Genomic DNA, 16,804 nt, shown 5'->3' with positions numbered 1-16,804 from the left:
CTCCCGTCCGCGAGAAAGCGGACAGGCGACGAGGGTTGGAAGTGGATGCTTGGCCGGAGACCGGTCGGTGAGGATTACGATCATGAAGATGCCGAAAGGATATTGATCAGTCCAACGAATGTTTCTAATGGTAGCCATCAACCCTTCTGATGGATCACTCTCATGTCGGCTCCCCTCGATATCGATCAGTTGCAGACCTTTATTGCCATCGTCGATACCGGCAGCTTCACCAAGGCTGCTGGGCGTGTTTTCAAGACACAATCCGCCGTTTCCATGCAGATGCGCCGCCTGGAAGAACGGGTCGGAAAGCAGCTGTTCATCAAGGACGGCCGGGGCAACCGGCTCACAGCCGATGGCGACAAGCTGCTGAATTACGCGCGGCGCATCATCCGGCTGAATTCCGAGGCGATCGCGGCCTTCGACGACAACAGGCTCGAGGGAACGCTGCGGATCGGCACGCCGGACGACTATGCCGACCGCTACATGCCCGAGATCATCGGTCGCTTCGCCAAGACCCATCCGAATGTAGAGCTCTACATCGTCTGCGAGCCCTCCATGGATCTCGCTGACAAGATGGGCAAGGGCGAACTCGATATCGCGCTCGTCACGCACAATCCGCTGCTCAGACAGTCCGATGTCGTGCGAACCGAACCGCTCTGCTGGGTGGGATCGGCCAATCATCCGCTGAAGGATGATGCGCCCGTGCCACTCGCGGTCGGACGACGCGACTGCCAGTGGCGGCAGCTCGCCTGCTCGGCGCTGGATGCGGATGGTCGTGACTATCAGATCCTGTTCACCAGCTGGTCTTCGACGGTCGTCGCGGCAGCGGTGCTCGCCGGCATGGCGGTGTCGATCCTGCCGGAATCGGCCCTGCGAACAGGCATGAAGGTCCTGACGGCCAATGACGGCTTCCCGCCGCTGCCGCCGGTGCAGATCGGCCTGATGAAGCGGCCAGGGCTTTCGACCTCGCTCGTCAATGCGATCACAGACCACATCACTGCCTGCCTGGACAACATTACGCCGGCACAGGTCGAAGACGACATGGACGGCGAGCCGAAGACCTATTCGCGCTACTATCCACGGCTGCGCGCCGGCAACATGATCCCCGGCTGGTGAGGCGGATCAGAAGGCGAAGATGCTGCCGCGTACGATGCGGCGCCACTGGTCGAGGTGAACCCGGGCGACTTCGTCCGGCTGCTGGGTGGTGAAGCGAATGACCTCGCCGGTTGCAAGGATCATCAGCTTGATGTTGACCCGGAAACGCTCGAATTCGCTTTGCGGGACGAGATGGGCCAGATCGCGGTAGAAGCTTGCGATGAGCTGTTCGTGGAATTCGTTCGACAACTGGGAAAGGTCCTTGTTGACGACGATCGCCTGCCACAAGGCCATGTAGATGCGCTGCTCGCGGAACATCGCATGAAGCTCAATCAGACTTTCGGAAGCGCGCTCCGCCGCCTCGTCCAGCGTCTTCACCTCTGCAAAGATCTGGCGGATGAAGCCTTCCAACTGGGCCGAGAAACGTTCGTGCAGCGCCTTGATGACGGCCGCCTTCTGGGGAAAGAACTGGTAGAGCGAGCCGATCGAAATGCCGGCCCGCAAGGCGATTTCGCTCATGGTTGTCTCGACGACGCCCTTTTCGAGAAAAAGTTCGACGGCGGCCTCGAGAATCGCCTCCAATCGCTGGATGCTTCGTTCCTGCTGCGGCTTCTTGCGAAGTTGCAGCCGCCCCTCCACGGCGTGGTCGTTCATCATTCTTCCCCATCCGCTGCAACCATCATGGCTGTCAGACTTGTGTCATCGACATAAGTGAGCGGTCTGGCAAAAGTGTTAATGGCAGAGGGAGCACCCATCTTTGGTTGCTTCCCCCACAAAAAAGATCGCGATCCTCAGGCTTCCAGTTGCAGATGACGCTCGCGCGCGAGGTCGAAGATCTGGATGCCGTCCTTCGGGCGACCACGATTGCGCCACTTCGAATGCTTCAGCGTATAGGAGGCGTCGTCGTAACCTGCCTTCCAGTGCTCCTCGATCGAGCGGCGGGAGAATTCCGCATCCATGGCGTGGGTGGCGTGCGAGGCACGGCGGTGGATCAGGTGAACGATGGTAACGTCATACTCGTGACCGATGGAACGGAGGATCTGCGCGTCCTCGTCGTCGCGGAATTCCGGCGGCAGCTTTTCGAGGAGACGCTTGGCGGCGCGGCGGACAATCTGACGCCTGGCAAAATCGTCGGTGTTCATGCGTGTGCGGCTGGAGTAGCGGATCTCCTTGATCCGACTTTCCACCTCGAACTGGTCGCGCGGCATGTCGCCCCGCGCATTGAAGAGATCCACCTGGAAGATTTCGAGATCGCGCGAGGCATCGTTGACGTTCAGGACATGCTGCAACGGGGTGTTGGAGACGAGACCGCCATCCCAATAGCAGCGGCCATCGATTTCGATTGGCGGAAATCCCGGCGGCAGGGCGCCGGAGGCTGCAATATGGCGCGCGTCGAGACGGCCCTTGCGATTGTCGAAATAGGCGAAATTGCCGGAGCGGATTTCCACTGCACCGAGGCTCAGCCGCGTCTGGCAGTCGTTGAGAAGGTCAAAGTCGATCAGACGGTCGAGCGTCTTCATCAACGGCTCGGTGTCGTAGAAGCTGACGCGGTGATCCGGATTGGCGAACAATTGCTGGAAGGTCGGCAAACGCGGCGAGAAGAAACCCGGAATGCCAAAGGCCATGGCGGCCGTGGCCGCGGCGTCGTTCTGCATCCGGCGCAGCGTATTGTCCTGAGCCGCCCAGCCGAAATCGAGGTTGGACGAAACGGTGTGCCAGAAGTCCCGGAGATTGGCGATGCGCGTTTCGCGCGGGCTGCCGGCGATGATAGCGGCATTGATGGCGCCGATCGAAATGCCAGCCAGCCAGTCAGGCTCCACCTCGTTTTCATGCAAGGCCTCGTAGGCGCCCGCCTGATAGGCGCCGAGCGCGCCACCGCCCTGAAAGACGAAGATCCTGTCCGTTGCGGCGTTGGTCTCTGCTTGCGTCATTTGACAATCCCTATCTTGCTGCAGTGCAATATATAGCGACCTGTCAGGCCGGCAACCAGACCCGCCTCCTTCACTCTGCGTTCACAATTGCCGCGCTCTATTGCAGATCCCTCCAAAAGTGATGCGATGCACCGTCGCAGATCTGGATTATCAGGTGGGTGAAGCTTGTTTGGGGACCAACATCACATGATCAGATCGACTGCCATTTTCTTTTCCGCCGCGCTCGCCGCAGCTGTCCTTACAACCCAGGTCGCGCGAGCCGACGAAGCCTCGGTCGATCAACAGATCGAAACCCTTCTCGGGGATGTCGCAGACTACAAGGAGCTGTTTTACGCCTTCAAGGTGGCGCTCGAGGAAGGCAAGTCCGACATAGTGGTCAGCCTGGTGAGCTATCCGATCACCGTGTCCATCGACGGCGAAGAGGCGACCTATAGTTCGGAACAGGAATTGCTGGACGGCTATGACAGCGTGTTTACCGAAACGATCGTCGAGGCCGTATCGAACCAGAACTATGGCGATCTCTTCGTCAATTCCGAAGGCGTCATGATCGGCAATGGCGAGGTCTGGCTCTCGGGGATCTGCGAAGACACGGCCTGCACCAGTGCTCTTCCGCGCGTCGCCGTCATCCAGTCGGGCAACTGACCCGCGCGTCGGACGAAAACGTACGAGGGGCGGCATACGCGATGCCGCCCCTCGACTTGTCGTTTTGAATCAGGCTGCGAGATCGAGGACGATACGACCGTCGATCTTGCCTTCTTTCATGCGGTCGAAAATCGCGTTGATGTTCTCCAGCTTGTCCCAGCTGAAATGGGAGGCGACCTTGCCTTCGCCAGCAAACTGCAGGCTCTCCTCGAGATCCTGACGCGTGCCGACGATCGAGCCACGCACCGTGATGCGCTTCAGCACCGTCTCGAAGACCGGCAGCGAGATGAAGCCGGGCGGCAGACCGACCAGCGCCATGGTGCCCTTGGAGCGCAGGAAGCCATAGGCCTGCTCCATGGCCTTGGGCGAAACCGCGGTGACGAGCGCGCCATGCACCCCGCCGGTCGCCTTCTGCACTTGTTCGATCGCATCTGCCGCCGTGCCGTTCACGACGACATCGGCGCCGAGATCCTTGGCAAGCTTCAGCTTGTCCTCGAAAATGTCGGCGGCGACCACATGCATGCCCATGGCCTTGGCATATTGCACCGCCATGTGGCCGAGGCCGCCAATGCCGGAGATGACCACCCATTCACCGGGCTTCACCTCGGTTTCCTTCAGGCCCTTATAGACAGTGACACCGGCGCAGAGAATGGGAGCGGCGGCGCCAAATTCGAGATTGTCCGGGAGGCGTCCGACATAGTCGGGATCTGCGAGGCCATATTGGGCAAAGGTGCCGTTCACCGAATAACCGGTGTTCTGCTGGCTTCCGCAAAGCGTTTCCCAGCCAGTGCGGCACGGCGAGCAGCAGCCGCAGGCGGTGTGCAGCCACGGTACGCCGACGCGATCACCTTCCTTGATGCGCGAGACGCCGGCACCAAGCTTCGCAACATAGCCGACACCCTCATGGCCTGGAATGAATGGCGGGTTGGGCTTGACCGGCCAGTCACCATTGGCGGCATGCAAGTCGGTGTGGCAGACGCCCGTCGCCTCGTATTTCACCAGGATCTGGCCGGGGCCCGGATCCGGGATGGGCATTTCCTCGATCACCAACGGCTTGCCGAATTCGCGGACCACCGCAGCCTTCATCATCGATGCCATGTCAATCTCCCTCGCTTGATTGCGCGCGGCGCGTGTGCCGGCGAATTGAGGGCAAGCTAGGCGCAGGAGAGGTGAAGCGGTTTGATCGGTGTCAAAGGCAGGGAGATTTCATCGAAATGTCATGGATGGGGGGGAGCGCGACGCCCCCCCCCATCCGATCAGGCAAGGTTCTTCTTGAGGAACTCGATAGTGCGCGACCAGGCAAGGTCTGCGGCGGCCTTGTCGTAGCGGGCAGACGAGGTGTCGTTGTTGAAGGCGTGGTTGACGCCCTCATACATGTGCAGCTCGTAGGTCTTGCCGTTGGCGTCGAGGGCTGCCTTGTAGGCGTCGATGCCGGCATTGATGCGCTCGTCGAGGCTCGCATAGTGCAGCATCAGCGGGGCCGTGATCGACGGCACCTGATCGGCTGGGGCCTGCGAGCCGTAATAGGCGACGCCGGCGCCAAGCTCCGGAGAGGCGACCGCCATGCGGTTGACCATGCCGCCGCCCCAGCAGAAGCCGATCGCACCGACCTTGCCATTGGTCTTCTCATAGCCTGCGAGGAAGGCGCGTGTTGCCTCGCCGTTGGCCGTGGCACCGGCCATGTCCAACGACTGGAACATGTTGCGCGCCTCGTCCTCATTGGCGGGCGTGCCGCCATTGGGCGACAGGAAATCCGGTGCCAACGCGACGAAACCTTCGAGTGCCATGCGGCGGGCGACATCGCGGATATGCGGGTTGAGGCCACGGTTTTCGTGGATAACGATCACGGCGGGTAGCCGGCCGGCGGCATCCTTCGGGATCGCCAGATATCCCTTCATCTCGCCGGAGGCGCCGGGATAGGTCACGTCCGACACGTCGAGCCGCGCGTCGTTCTCCTCGACCATGGCGGCATTTGCCTGGTTAGCGGCGAGCATGGGCATGATGGCAGCGGCGGCGGCACCGGAGCCGGCGAGCGCCGTCAGCTTCTGCATGAAGCCTCGGCGATCGAGGGTCAGGTGGGTGTATTCGTCATAGGCATCGATCATACCTTGTGTGATTTCGGGCTTCGACATGACACTCTCCTCGGGGGATGGATGGGATGCCACGCCAAGATAGGGCCGAGGCACGGAGCGCCCAGACACGTTGCCGTGAAGGGTGAAGTCGTCAGCTGGTGGCCATCCAGACGACAAGCCACAGCCACATCAGGAACAGCGTCGCGAACCCGACCATGAAGAACAGGCGGCGCAGCGGCAGATTGCCGATCAGCTGCATTGCGGCCTGAACGTAACGTGCTGCGACGAAGATCCAGGCGAGAACAACGGCAACGATATTGTCGGCCTCGGTGATGAAGAGCAGCACCGAGAGTGCATAGAACAGGACCGGCAGCTCGAACTGGTTGGCGATTGTCCTGTTCACCACCCTGCTTTCCTCTGGTTCGGCCAGGTTCTCGCGGAAGGCGATGCGCTCGACCTTGCCCGAACGGACGACCGAGGCGCGGCGCATGACCAGCAGGGCATAGAGGCAGAAGACGAGGAAGGCATGGGCCATCAGCGGCCAGAACATCTCAAAACCGGTCATGGAAAATCACGTCCTTAAATTGATGCGGCGGAGGAATCAGGGCTCGATTGCGGGCTTCGGGCCAAACGTCAGCCGCAGAATGAGGATGCCCGAAATGACGAGAGCGGCAAACTTCAGACGCGTGAGCCAGGAGATGGCTTCCGCAAAAAGGTCTGCGGTGCCCGGCGCGGGCATCGCGGGGGGAAAGAGCATCAGGCTCAGGATGTTTTCGGCATAGTCGACTGCCACATAGGCCACGGGCAGAGCCGTCAGTGCCGGCAGCAGACGCTCGGCCGCGCGTCCGTAGAGGCTCGCACCCGGCGCGGCCTGTCGCATCAGCAGGAAGAAAAACAGGCCAAGCACCGCCGGTAGCAGGAGGTCGGGACCGAGATGCATGGCGCGCAAGAGTTCGGCCGCTTCCGGCCTCGTCTCCAGAAGCGACTTCAGCGCAAGCAGCCCCTGCCCCGTGCTCTCGATATCCAGGTCGGGCATGGCCCGTCCGCCGGTCAATCCAGCGAACGGTCGTGCGAAGCCGATATGCATCCAGGCAAGCAGCCCGGCCGAGAGGACGCCGCTTGCCCAGAGCAGCGGCGCCCGGCGCGGTCCGGGTGTTCGTTCCAGGATCACGCGGCGCCCGGGTAGTTCGGGCTTTCGCGGGTGATGGTCACGCCATGCGGATGGCTTTCACGAAGGCCGGCGCCGGAGATGCGCACAAAGGTCGCCTTTTCCTGGAAGTCCTTGATGTCCTTGCCGCCGACATAACCCATGGCGGCCTTCAGGCCACCGGCGAGCTGGTGCAGCACGGCCGAGACCGGGCCCTTGTAGGGCACCTGGCCTTCGATGCCTTCCGGCACCAGCTTCAGCGTGTCGCGCACTTCCGCCTGGAAGTAGCGGTCAGCCGAACCACGGGCCATGGCACCGACGGAGCCCATTCCGCGATAGGCTTTGAACGAACGGCCCTGGTAGAGATAGACCTCGCCGGGGCTTTCATCCGTGCCGGCGAGCAGCGAGCCGACCATGACGGCCGAGGCGCCGGCGGCAATCGCCTTGGCGACATCGCCCGAGAACTTGATGCCACCGTCGGCGATGACCGGGATGTCGTGCTTGTTGCCTTCTTCGACGGCGGCCATGACAGCTGCGAGCTGCGGCACGCCGACGCCGGCGACGACGCGGGTAGTGCAGATCGAGCCCGGGCCGATGCCGACCTTGATGCAATCTGCGCCGGCATCGATCAGCGCACGGGTGCCCTCGCTCGTGGCGACGTTGCCGGCGATGATGCGGATGGCGTTCGACATCTTCTTTACATGGGCAACGGCATCCAGGACCTTCTGACTATGGCCGTGGGCGGTATCGACGACGATCACGTCGCAGCCGGCATCGATCAGGCGCTCGGCGCGCTCGACGCCATCATCACCGGTGGAGATGGCAGCGGCGACGCGCAGGCGGCCTTGCGCATCCTTGGCGGCATGCGGGTTGAGCTGCGACTTCTCGATATCCTTGACGGTGATCAGGCCAACGCAGCGGCCTTCATTGTCGATGACGAGGAGCTTCTCGATGCGGTGCGAATGCAGCAAGCGCTTGGCTTCCTGCTGATCGACACCGTCCTTGACCGTCACGAGGTTCTCGCGGGTCATCAGTTCGTAAATCTTCTGGCTCGGGTCAGACGCAAAGCGCACGTCGCGGTTGGTCAGGATGCCGACGAGGCGACCGGGGCGGCTTGCACCCTCGACAACCGGAATACCGGAAATGCCGTGTGCGCCCATCAGCGCCTTGGCTTCCGCCAAAGTTGCCTCTGGGCCGATGGTCACCGGATTGACGACCATGCCGCTTTCGAACTTCTTGACCTGGCGGACTTCTTCAGCCTGCTCGGTGGGTGTCAGGTTGCGGTGGATGACGCCGATGCCGCCGGCCTGGGCCATGGCGATCGCCAGCCGGCTTTCGGTGACGGTATCCATGGCGGAGGAGAGGATCGGAAGGGAGAGGTCGATATCCCGGGCAATCCGCGTCGCGATGTTGGTCTGCCCCGGCATCACTTCGGAGTGCCCCGGCTGCAGGAGGACGTCGTCAAAGGTGAGCGCTTCTGCGCCAGTTGCCGACATTACGATGCGTGCCATTGCCAATTCCTTCGTTTGAATAGGCAGAATCCGGCCGGAAAACGAGAAATCCCGTTCGGTCGCTTCTGCATGAAATGCTTGGAAGTTGGCGAGGGCTGGTAACACGTTCATGACAGGAAAGGAATAGCAAAAGCTGGCAAAGTTTCCAGGTCGCGGATCGAGGCTTCGCCAATACAGAAAAATCCGCGATCGTTAGAATTGTATCGACCCGCTACACGGTCCTTGAAGCCCTTGCTTATATAACGGGTCTGCTCTCGGGGCTGGGGGCACAACCAAGAACAAGAAGACCAGGGGATCGACAATGACTGCATTGAAGAAGCGTGCTCAGGCACTCGAAAACCAGTTCGCCCGCCAGGCGGAAATCCAGTTCAAGGCCCGCGTGCGCGGCAGCAAGATGGTCGGCCGATGGGCTGCCTATACGATGGGGCTCGACGATGTCGAAGCCTATGCGCGCACCGTTGCCGTCAAGCAGGTCGTGGAGCCGCATCGGCTGTTTGAGCAGTTGCGCCAGGACTTTTCCTCGGCAGGTGTCGTTGTGAGCGATGCCGACCTCGACAGCCGCATCCATCAGTTCATCGAGCAGGCAACCGACGAAATCTTCGCCGGTCAGTGATCCTCAGAATAAAGGGGCCGCACCTCGGCGCGGCCCCTGATCAGGCTCAGATATCGAACTGGTAGGCCTTCGGCACGTAGCGATAACCCTGGTCAACCTTCTCGACGAAACCGACGGCCGGGAACGGCATGTGGTAGCCGAGGAAAGCGAGCTTGTCGGTCGCCAGCATGTCGAAGACCTTGGCGCGGGTGGCGGCGGCTGCGGCCTTGTCCATGTCGAAGCGGACTTCCCAATCCGGACGCTGCAGCGAGAGGACGAAGTGGTTCGCGGTGTCGGCCGTTAGAACCAGCTGGCGACCTTCCGACTCCAGGCGGTAGATCATGTGGCCCGGCGAATGGCCGAATGCCGCCATGCCGGTAATCCCGGAGACCACCTCGCCACCGTCGCCGATGAAGGTCATCTTTTCGGCCATCGGCTGGACATTGGCGAGCACACCCTTGTGGCCGTTCTCGGCCGGTGTTCCGACGCGGGCCGGATCGGCCCAGAAGTCATATTCGGCCTGGCCCGTCACATAACGCGCATTCGGGAAGGTCGGCTGGCCACCTTCCATCAAACCGCCGATATGGTCGCCATGCATATGGGTGAGCACTACAGTTGTCACATCTTCGCGCTTGTAGCCGGCGGCCGTCAGGCCTTCAACCAGGCGACCGAGGCCGTTTGCACGTCCGCCCTCACCGAGACCGGTGTCGAACAGGATCACGTCGGAACCGGTATTGACCAGCACCGGGGCGAAGCTGTTGACGAACTTGTCGGAGGGCAGGAAGTTTGCCTCGAGCAGCGCGCCCACGGTGTCCGGCGACTGGTTGGTGCCGAAGGTTTCCTGCGGATTTTCCGAGGGGCGCGCGCCATCCTTGACCACAACGACCTCGAACTTGCCGACATTGAAGCGGTGCGTTTCCGGCGGCATTGCATGGTCGATATTCATCGAGGTCTCCGCACCCGACTGCTGCGCCACAGCAGCACGCGTCATGATCATGGGAGCCGCCAGTGCTACACCGGCACCGCCGAGCAGCATACGTCTTTTCATAGAAATCATCGCAATCTCCTCAAACAAATTTCGCCTAGGCCCTGCGCAGGCTCACCACGACATAGGGGAAAGGCGGGCGGCGGGTAGCGGCCTCACACCATCGTGATGCTTTCTGATCCAGACGACGGGAACCTCGCTTCCTTGGGGGTCCGTTTCGCTGGCGATCGGCGGTTTCAACCCGGGCTTGTCTGCGCTATGTGACGCTTAAGACCGGCCGCAGTCGCGGCATCTTCCGGAATGCCGATGAATCGCATCACACCGCTTATTCTCGCCGTAGCCCTGTTCATGGAACAGATGGACTCGACCGTGATCGCCACGGCCCTTCCGACGATCGCGGCCGATCTCGGCGTGGGGCCGATCACGCTGAAGCTCGCACTCACCTCCTATATGGTGGCGCTTGCGATCTTTATTCCCGCGAGCGGCTGGATGGCGGATCGTTACGGCGCCAAGCGGGTGTTCCGGGCGGCGATTGTCGTCTTCATGCTCGGTTCGCTGTTCTGCGCCATCTCCGATTCGCTTCTTACCTTCGTTTCTGCCCGCTTCCTGCAGGGTATGGGCGGGGCAATGATGACGCCGGTCGGACGTCTCGTTCTCTTGCGTACCACGAAGAAGAGCGAACTGGTCTCCGCAATGGCGCTGCTGACTATTCCCGGACTACTTGGCCCGATTACCGGGCCGCCGGTCGGCGGGTTCATCACGACATTCTTCAGCTGGCACTGGATCTTCCTGATCAATCTCCCGATCGGTCTCCTCGGCCTCTGGCTGTCCAGCGTCTACCTTCCCGAGATCGAGCCGGTCGAGACGGCGCGGATCGACTGGAAGGGCTTTCTCCTGAGTGCGGTGGCGGCATCCGGACTGGTCTTCGGCCTTTCGGTGATGAGCCTGCCGGCTTTGCCCGTCTGGGTCGGAGCCATCGCAACCTTGATCGGCATCTTGTCGATGATCCTCTACGTGCTGCATGCCCGGCGACATCCCGCACCAATTTTGAACCTCACCCTCTTTGCCAACAGGAGCTTCCGCGCCTCGATCGTCGGCGGCACGCTGTTCCGGATCGCGGCCGGTGCCACGCCTTTCCTGTTGCCGCTGATGCTGCAACTTGGCTTCGGCATGACCGCCTTCGAATCCGGCATGATCACCTTCATTGCCGCCGTCGGAGCGATCACCACCAAGTTCATCGCAAGACGTGCCTTTGCCGCTCTGGGCTTTCGCAATGTGCTGATCATGGCCGGCATCTTCGGGGCGCTGACGACGGCTGCCAATGCGCTGTTCACACCGGCGACACCTGTTCTTCTGATCATGGCGATCCTGCTTGTCGGCGGTTTCTGCCGCTCGTTCTTCTTCACAGGAGTGAACACTCTTGGCTATGCGGAGATCGAGGATCGGGCCGCGTCCCAGGCGACCTCGCTTACCTCCGTGCTGCAGCAGGTGAGCCTGGCGCTCGGCGTCGCCGCCGCTGCCTCGATCCTCGAAGCCAGCACGCGGATGTCCGGTCAGGGCCTGTCGCTCGGTGATTTCCACCTGGCGTTTGCGATTGTCGCGGGTCTTTCGCTGTTTGCGGTCGTCCCCTTCTTCGGCCTGCCACGCGATGTCGGCTCGGCCGTCTCCGGCTACCGGCGGGCAAGCGAAGACGAGACGATCAACGTCAAGTGACTATTCCGGTCGCTCGCAAAGCGCCGAAAGCTTGTTGCCGTCGGGATCCCGGACGTAACAGGCATAGAAATTGGGGTGAAAATGGCGAATGCCGGGGGCGCCGTCGTCAGTGCCGCCATGGGCGATTGCTGCGGCATGGAACGCATCGACTGCCGCGCGCGAAGACGCCTCGAAGGCCGGCATGGAGCCATTGCCCACCGTTGCCGCGCGGCGATCGAAGGGATGATTGATCCAGAAGCGGCAGCGGCTATCGCCGGCGGTGGCATAACCCGCCTCGTTCTCGTCCGTTTCACGGCGCTCGATGCCGAGCGTCGCCAGGACAGCATCATAGAAGCGGATGGCGCCGGGCAGATCGTTGATGCCGACGGTGATGTAAGTAAACATGACAGATGCCCCTCCGCTTGGCCCAGGCTTAAGACACGGCGCTTCCACCTTGACTTCAGTCCTGATCCAGATCCTCGGTGGCGGGCATATCTTCGCGCGGATCGCGGGCGAAACCTTCCTCGTCGAGTTCGACAACGCCTGGGCCATTGCGGCCCTTGAAGCCCTTGGCGAGCAGGAACATCTCGACCGATTCCTGGCGCGACGAGGCTGGCTTGATATGCAGGACCTGGCGAAAATTCTGCTTCAACATGTTGAGCAGATCCTTTTCCGTGCCGCCCTGGAAGGTCTTGGCGAGAAAATGGCCGCCTTCCGCCAGAACCTCGACGGCAAAGTGTGCCGCCACTTCGCACAGATGCATGGTGCGAATATGGTCGGTCTTTTGGTGGCCAGTGGTGGGGGCTGCCATGTCCGACAGGACCAGGTTCGGCGTGCCACCGACGGCCTCGATCAGCTGGCGGGGTGCATCCGGATCAAGGAAGTCGAGCTGCAGGATCTTCACGCCCGGAATCTGCGCCATTTCCAGGAAATCGATCGCGGCGACGCGGATATCGTCGTCGGTGGAATCGGTGACCTTGGCGGCGATCTGCGACCAGCTTCCGGGGGCCGCACCTAAATCGATGATGCGCTTGGCCCCTTTCAGGACCTGATGCTTCTCGTCGATCTCCAGCAGCTTGAAGGCTGCACGGGCGCGGTAGCCCTCGAGCTTTGCCCGCTGGACATAGGGGTCATTGATGTGGCGCTCGAGCCAGCGTCTGGACGAGGCCTTGAGCTTGCCCTTCTTGACCTTCTGGCCGAGCTTGCGGCCCGTGCGGTTACCGCCGATGGGTGGTTTCGCCATGGTCAGCGCTCCCTGGATACTGGAGGACGTCGATTGCGGCCGCGGCGCCAAACGCCGTCATCGGCCATCATGTCGGTGAGCAGGCCTTCGCGCAGACCGCGGTCGGCGACGCGCATGCGGCTCGAGGGCCAGCGACGGCGGATCGCTTCGAGGATCGCGCAGCCGGCCAGAACGAGGTCGGCGCGATCAGGGCCAATGCAGGGATTGGCGGCGCGACCGGCATAATCCCAGGACAGGAGTTTTGCCTGCATGGCGGTCACCTCGGCATCGGAGAGCCAGAGGCCATCGACCTTGCGGCGATCGTAGCGCGGCAGATCGAGATGCACGCCGGCGAGCGTCGTCACCGTTCCCGAGGTGCCGATCAGGTGGAAATCGTCCATGCTGCGGGGGATATCGGGGCATTCGAACTTGGCCAGCATGCCTTCGACCTCGCGGGTCATCCCTTCGAAAACATCAGGCGTGACGTCGCGACCGCCATGCCGTTCGGAGAGCGTCACCACGCCGACGGGCAGCGATGTCCAGTGGGTGATGTGGTTGGCGAGCCGGCTGGAGCGGTTGTCGTGGATGCGGATGACCGCAATCTCCGAGGAGCCGCCGCCGATGTCGAAGAGCACCACGGAGCGCGCTTCCCGGCCGACGAGCGAAGAGCAGCCGGAGACGGCAAGCCGCGCCTCGGTCTCGCGATTGATGATTTCGAGCTGCAAGCCTGTCTCGGCGGTGACCCGCTCCAGGAAGAGCTCACCGTTTTCCGCCGCACGGCAGGCTTCGGTTGCGATCAGCCGCATGCGCCTGATGTCACGGCCGGACAGCTTGCTGGCGCAGACGCGCAGGGCATCGACCGCGCGGTCCATGGCGTCCTGCGACAGGCGGCCGGTGGTGCCAAGGCCTTCGCCGAGACGCACGATGCGGGAAAAGGCATCCACGACACGGAACTGGCCAGGCCGGGTCGGCTGGGCAATCAGCAGGCGGCAATTGTTGGTGCCAAGATCGAGTGCCGCATAGAGGTCATCCGGTCCGCCGTCCTGGGCCGGGCGGCCTCGCTCAACAGCGGGCACGGTCTTTTGCTGCACATGGGCAACCGGATGCGCGTTGGGTGCAGCATGCGCCTGGGCTCGACCCGGCTTTGCCGCGGCGGCCGAGGGCGGCTCGGAACCGGCCAGCGGGCGAACATGGCCCGGCTTCTGGGCTACCGCATGGCGGTTTCGATTGCGCTTGCGCTTGCGACCGGGGCGCGGGCTTGCCGGATCCGACCCGCCTTGCTCTCCGATCCGCGCCGCACGCGACTGAGGCTGCATGCCCTGCTCGCCGCGGCCGCTGTTCCGCAGGTTCGTGGACGCCACAGTCTCTGTGCTGCCCGTCGCACCACGGTCATGGATCTTGCCGTTGGGATTGCCAATGGTCGTATCCGCAGCGCCGGGACCGCCGCCCTTGCCGCGACGACGGCGCTTTCGCTTGCGGATGGGACCATCCGCAAAGACTGATTCGGAACGTCGCTCGGCGACTGGCGTGCCCGCCGATCCTGCCGAGGCAGAAGCCTCGTGACCGTGTTTAACCGGCCCCGTCTTCTTGCCCTTGCCGCGCCGACGGGGAGACCCGCCCTTGCGCTTGCCTGTCGACGCCCCCTCGCTGTTCGGCTGTCCGCCGCGATTGGGGTCTGTCACTGAAGTTTTCCACTGCACCGCGCAAGGCGCCAAGATCGACGCATGCCGCTGGTGTCATCATTCGTTTCGTTGGGCAAAGCATACCAGCGCCTGCCCGGAGCACCAAACGGTTTTTCAAAAGGGCCGCCGGGAGCATGGGGCACGGCTGCGAGCGGCCGGCCACGGCGGTCATCGAGTGGCCGCCGACCTCGCGTCACGCTCTTTTGCGAAAGCTGTCATTTTTTTTGAAATTCAGTCTTTGCAATGCCGGATGTTTTGGCTATAAGCCCGCTCACCGATCGCCGCGGCGATACCCTGGTGGGGAATAGTTCAACGGTAGAACGACGGACTCTGACTCCGTTAATCTTGGTTCGAATCCAGGTTCCCCAGCCAATTCTCCCGAAAAGCCTTGATTCTCATGTTTTTCCGTCGTGCCGGATCACGTTTTGGCATCATCGGCGACCTGATGCCCAAAACTGATGCCCAAAGGTGATGCCCAAGCTGAAATCGGCATGGGGTGACCTTCGGGCCTGATACAGGGTGTCTTCGTCATGGCAGTCCGCCAAGGCACAAAGATGGTGTCCATGGTCGCTTGCGGCAGTAAAACAGAGGAAAATCAAAGGCGAATTTTTTAAGTCTTTGAAATCATGTGAGAATCCACGTTCCCCAGGCGAGCCATTTTAGGCCGGTTTTTCGCTGAAAATCAGCGACTATTTCTCACAGAAAAAAGCGACGCCTTCTCAACAACTTGAGCAGTCACGGCTGCTGTTCTTCAGTCCATCCGTCGTGCTGCCACGGGTCTCGCGAAAAAGGCTGGGGACCCAAGAACGATAACTGCAAAGGGGCCGAGAGCAGACTGGGTGCTGGGTTGCTGCATTCACCCAACGGATCGATCATTAACAGGTCCTGTTGACTAAGTAAGGCAGCCAAATCTTTGCGGCGGCCCGAGCAAGAAATGCGGAGAAGGATTCTCGGGTTTTGTCAAATCGGGTCGCATGCGACGAAACTGCTTGAGACGATTGCACATCCGCTCGATGATCATGTCCCGCCGCGAGCCCAATTTGCCTGCCAAAAAAGCAGTCTTGAATTACGTTTCCCTTGATTTTGGAACCAATTTTGACAACAGTTCCTGTAATCAAGCCGGCACAGCCAAACTCTGCTTTGGCCGAAGCCTATGCAGTTCCGGCCTTGTTTGCGAAACCGGATGTGACCAAGTAAAGCTTCCAATATGGACCTTGGTCGAATGAGCGGCGATATTCGTCGGTTGCGTATAGCCGGGACGGGACATTTTGTTCCTTCCCGGGTCCTTTTGTCGACGGACCTCGATCGGGAACTGGGCTTAGAAGAGGGTTCTCTTGAGCGACTATCCGGCGTGTTCAGCCGACATGTGTGTCAGGCAGAGGACGATCAGATTGCAATGGCTGTCGCCGCTGCAAACCTTGCGATGCAAAAGGCGGGCATGGGCCCTGAGGACATTGATCTTGTCATCGGCGCTTGTGGTGTTCCCTATCAGCCCCTGCCGACAACCGCCCCGCTGGTGATGGACCGGCTCGGCATTGCCGCTGGCCGTGCTGCCGCCTTCGATGTCAATGCGAGCTGTCTCAGCTTCCTGGCCGCTGTTGATCTAGCCGCCGACCGTATCGAGATGGGACGGGCACAGGTCGCCATTGTCTTTTCTGCAGATATTGCCTCGAGGGCGCTGCCTTGGCACGACCAGCCGGATGTTGCGGCATTGTTCGGCGATGGGGCGGCTGCAATCGTGCTGGCGGCCGCTTCCGAGGGTGACAGTTCAATCCGTGCCAGTCTCATGCGCAGCTATCCTTCAGCCTATGACGCTTGCGGAATCGGTGCGGGCGGTACGCGCTTCGATTTTCACCGGCAGCCGGATGAATTCGCCGCCCATGCCTCCTTCCGTATGGATGGCAAAGCGCTGTTTCGCGTCACGCATCGTCATTTCCCCCGCTTCGTCGACGAGCTTCTCACCGCTGCCGGATGGACGGCCGATGATGTTGATCTGGTGGTGCCGCATCAGGCCAGCCCTTTGGCCCTGGAGCACATGATCAGGCAGACCGGGATGGCGGCTAATCGGGTGGTCAATATTACGACGCGATTTGGCAATCAGATAGCAGCCTCTATTCCGACGGCGCTCGATATCGCCTGGGCTGACGGGCGGATCAGCAAGGGAAGCAAGCTTCTCATGCTCGGCACATCGGCCGGTGTGTCCTTTGGCGGCATGGCGATAGAGGTTTGAATC

At 61.6% G+C, this 16,804-nt stretch carries 16 protein-coding genes and 1 tRNA gene; 6 read left to right on the top strand and 11 right to left on the bottom strand.

Features of this window, described 5'->3' with window-relative positions; all coding sequences use genetic code 11:
- Positions 1 to 162: 162 nt before the first annotated feature.
- On the top strand, positions 163 to 1,116 hold the full coding sequence (locus GH983_RS02740) for a LysR substrate-binding domain-containing protein (RefSeq protein WP_054148766.1): 954 nt from the start codon (positions 163 to 165) through the stop codon (positions 1,114 to 1,116).
- Between the two features lie 6 nt (positions 1,117 to 1,122).
- Here GH983_RS02740 and GH983_RS02735 read toward each other — a convergent pair whose 3' ends face one another.
- Both GH983_RS02735 and GH983_RS02730 read right to left on the bottom strand, forming a co-directional pair.
- Positions 1,123 to 1,752, bottom strand: coding sequence for a TetR/AcrR family transcriptional regulator (locus GH983_RS02735; RefSeq protein ID WP_153761545.1), 630 nt, complete (start codon positions 1,750 to 1,752; stop codon positions 1,123 to 1,125).
- Between the two features lie 134 nt (positions 1,753 to 1,886).
- Complete coding sequence (locus GH983_RS02730) at positions 1,887 to 3,026, bottom strand: patatin-like phospholipase family protein (protein WP_153761544.1); 1,140 nt, start codon at positions 3,024 to 3,026, stop codon at positions 1,887 to 1,889.
- A 186-nt stretch (positions 3,027 to 3,212) separates the two neighbouring features.
- Here GH983_RS02730 and GH983_RS02725 point away from each other — a divergent pair, with 186 nt between their 5' ends.
- The gene (locus tag GH983_RS02725; protein WP_153761543.1) at positions 3,213 to 3,668 is read left to right on the top strand and encodes a hypothetical protein; all 456 of its coding nucleotides are present in this window, start codon (positions 3,213 to 3,215) and stop codon (positions 3,666 to 3,668) included.
- 69 nt (positions 3,669 to 3,737) lie between these two features.
- Here the strand turns inward: GH983_RS02725 and adhP are convergent, their stop codons facing one another.
- The 5 genes from adhP to guaB all read right to left on the bottom strand — a co-directional run bounded on the left by adhP (position 3,738) and on the right by guaB (position 8,398).
- Positions 3,738 to 4,766, bottom strand: coding sequence for an alcohol dehydrogenase AdhP (gene adhP, locus GH983_RS02720; RefSeq protein WP_153761542.1), 1,029 nt, complete (start codon positions 4,764 to 4,766; stop codon positions 3,738 to 3,740).
- A 158-nt stretch (positions 4,767 to 4,924) separates the two neighbouring features.
- Positions 4,925 to 5,800, bottom strand: a complete 876-nt coding sequence (locus GH983_RS02715; RefSeq protein ID WP_153761541.1) for a dienelactone hydrolase family protein — start codon at positions 5,798 to 5,800, stop codon at positions 4,925 to 4,927.
- A gap of 91 nt (positions 5,801 to 5,891) precedes the next feature.
- Positions 5,892 to 6,305 carry an MAPEG family protein gene (locus GH983_RS02710; protein ID WP_054148760.1) on the bottom strand — a complete coding sequence of 138 codons (414 nt, stop codon included), beginning with the start codon at positions 6,303 to 6,305 and terminating at the stop codon, positions 5,892 to 5,894.
- Between the two features lie 36 nt (positions 6,306 to 6,341).
- Positions 6,342 to 6,911, bottom strand: coding sequence for a hypothetical protein (locus GH983_RS02705; protein ID WP_153761540.1), 570 nt, complete (start codon positions 6,909 to 6,911; stop codon positions 6,342 to 6,344).
- A complete protein-coding gene (gene guaB, locus GH983_RS02700; protein ID WP_054148758.1) occupies positions 6,908 to 8,398 on the bottom strand; it encodes an IMP dehydrogenase in 1,491 nt (496 codons plus the stop codon). Before guaB ends, GH983_RS02705 begins: the two co-directional genes overlap by 4 nt.
- Before the next feature lie 301 nt (positions 8,399 to 8,699).
- Here guaB and GH983_RS02695 point away from each other — a divergent pair, with 301 nt between their 5' ends.
- Entirely contained in the window at positions 8,700 to 9,011 is a 312-nt protein-coding gene (locus GH983_RS02695; RefSeq protein ID WP_153761539.1) for an ATPase inhibitor subunit zeta, read from the top strand.
- 46 nt (positions 9,012 to 9,057) lie between these two features.
- Here the strand turns inward: GH983_RS02695 and GH983_RS02690 are convergent, their stop codons facing one another.
- Positions 9,058 to 10,047, bottom strand: a complete 990-nt coding sequence (locus tag GH983_RS02690; RefSeq protein WP_153761538.1) for an MBL fold metallo-hydrolase — start codon at positions 10,045 to 10,047, stop codon at positions 9,058 to 9,060.
- A gap of 234 nt (positions 10,048 to 10,281) precedes the next feature.
- Between GH983_RS02690 and GH983_RS02685 the strand changes: the two genes are divergently transcribed.
- Complete coding sequence (locus GH983_RS02685; protein ID WP_153761537.1) at positions 10,282 to 11,688, top strand: DHA2 family efflux MFS transporter permease subunit; 1,407 nt, start codon at positions 10,282 to 10,284, stop codon at positions 11,686 to 11,688.
- On the opposite strand, the gene GH983_RS02680 is transcribed toward GH983_RS02685, so the two are convergent.
- Genes GH983_RS02680 through GH983_RS02670 form a run of 3 tightly spaced genes read right to left on the bottom strand, consistent with a single transcriptional unit; the run spans position 11,689 to position 14,571 of the window.
- On the bottom strand, positions 11,689 to 12,072 hold the full coding sequence (locus tag GH983_RS02680; RefSeq protein WP_054148755.1) for a VOC family protein: 384 nt from the start codon (positions 12,070 to 12,072) through the stop codon (positions 11,689 to 11,691).
- Between the two features lie 55 nt (positions 12,073 to 12,127).
- Complete coding sequence (locus GH983_RS02675) at positions 12,128 to 12,910, bottom strand: RlmE family RNA methyltransferase (protein WP_054148754.1); 783 nt, start codon at positions 12,908 to 12,910, stop codon at positions 12,128 to 12,130.
- A 2-nt stretch (positions 12,911 to 12,912) separates the two neighbouring features.
- The gene (locus GH983_RS02670) at positions 12,913 to 14,571 is read right to left on the bottom strand and encodes a Ppx/GppA phosphatase family protein (RefSeq protein ID WP_153761536.1); all 1,659 of its coding nucleotides are present in this window, start codon (positions 14,569 to 14,571) and stop codon (positions 12,913 to 12,915) included.
- 298 nt (positions 14,572 to 14,869) lie between these two features.
- Here GH983_RS02670 and GH983_RS02665 point away from each other — a divergent pair.
- Positions 14,870 to 14,943: transfer RNA gene (locus GH983_RS02665), tRNA-Gln, on the top strand.
- A gap of 850 nt (positions 14,944 to 15,793) precedes the next feature.
- Positions 15,794 to 16,801 carry a 3-oxoacyl-ACP synthase III family protein gene (locus GH983_RS02655; RefSeq protein ID WP_153761535.1) on the top strand — a complete coding sequence of 336 codons (1,008 nt, stop codon included), beginning with the start codon at positions 15,794 to 15,796 and terminating at the stop codon, positions 16,799 to 16,801.
- The last annotated feature ends 3 nt before the right edge of the window (positions 16,802 to 16,804 follow it).

The organism is Agrobacterium sp. MA01, from assembly GCF_009650195.1.
In the GTDB taxonomy this organism is placed as follows: Bacteria; Pseudomonadota; Alphaproteobacteria; order Rhizobiales; family Rhizobiaceae; genus Allorhizobium.
The sequence above is the reverse complement of the archived record's forward strand: the minus strand, read 5'-3'. Positions and strand labels throughout refer to the sequence as shown.

What these genes read in the sequence shown, in the direction of transcription:
- GH983_RS02730 (WP_153761544.1), bottom strand. Translation starts at nt 3,026, where the DNA reads ATGACGCAAGCAGAGACCAACGCCGCAACGGACAGGATCTTCGTCTTT.
- guaB (WP_054148758.1), bottom strand. Translation starts at nt 8,398, where the DNA reads ATGGCACGCATCGTAATGTCGGCAACTGGCGCAGAAGCGCTCACCTTT.
- GH983_RS02685 (WP_153761537.1), top strand. Translation starts at nt 10,282, where the DNA reads ATGAATCGCATCACACCGCTTATTCTCGCCGTAGCCCTGTTCATGGAA.
- GH983_RS02680 (WP_054148755.1), bottom strand. Translation starts at nt 12,072, where the DNA reads ATGTTTACTTACATCACCGTCGGCATCAACGATCTGCCCGGCGCCATC.
- GH983_RS02725 (WP_153761543.1), top strand. Translation starts at nt 3,213, where the DNA reads ATGATCAGATCGACTGCCATTTTCTTTTCCGCCGCGCTCGCCGCAGCT.
- GH983_RS02715 (WP_153761541.1), bottom strand. Translation starts at nt 5,800, where the DNA reads ATGTCGAAGCCCGAAATCACACAAGGTATGATCGATGCCTATGACGAA.
- GH983_RS02690 (WP_153761538.1), bottom strand. Translation starts at nt 10,047, where the DNA reads ATGATTTCTATGAAAAGACGTATGCTGCTCGGCGGTGCCGGTGTAGCA.
- GH983_RS02675 (WP_054148754.1), bottom strand. Translation starts at nt 12,910, where the DNA reads ATGGCGAAACCACCCATCGGCGGTAACCGCACGGGCCGCAAGCTCGGC.
- GH983_RS02735 (WP_153761545.1), bottom strand. Translation starts at nt 1,752, where the DNA reads ATGATGAACGACCACGCCGTGGAGGGGCGGCTGCAACTTCGCAAGAAG.
- GH983_RS02655 (WP_153761535.1), top strand. Translation starts at nt 15,794, where the DNA reads ATGAGCGGCGATATTCGTCGGTTGCGTATAGCCGGGACGGGACATTTT.
- GH983_RS02695 (WP_153761539.1), top strand. Translation starts at nt 8,700, where the DNA reads ATGACTGCATTGAAGAAGCGTGCTCAGGCACTCGAAAACCAGTTCGCC.
- GH983_RS02710 (WP_054148760.1), bottom strand. Translation starts at nt 6,305, where the DNA reads ATGACCGGTTTTGAGATGTTCTGGCCGCTGATGGCCCATGCCTTCCTC.
- adhP (WP_153761542.1), bottom strand. Translation starts at nt 4,766, where the DNA reads ATGGCATCGATGATGAAGGCTGCGGTGGTCCGCGAATTCGGCAAGCCG.
- GH983_RS02740 (WP_054148766.1), top strand. Translation starts at nt 163, where the DNA reads ATGTCGGCTCCCCTCGATATCGATCAGTTGCAGACCTTTATTGCCATC.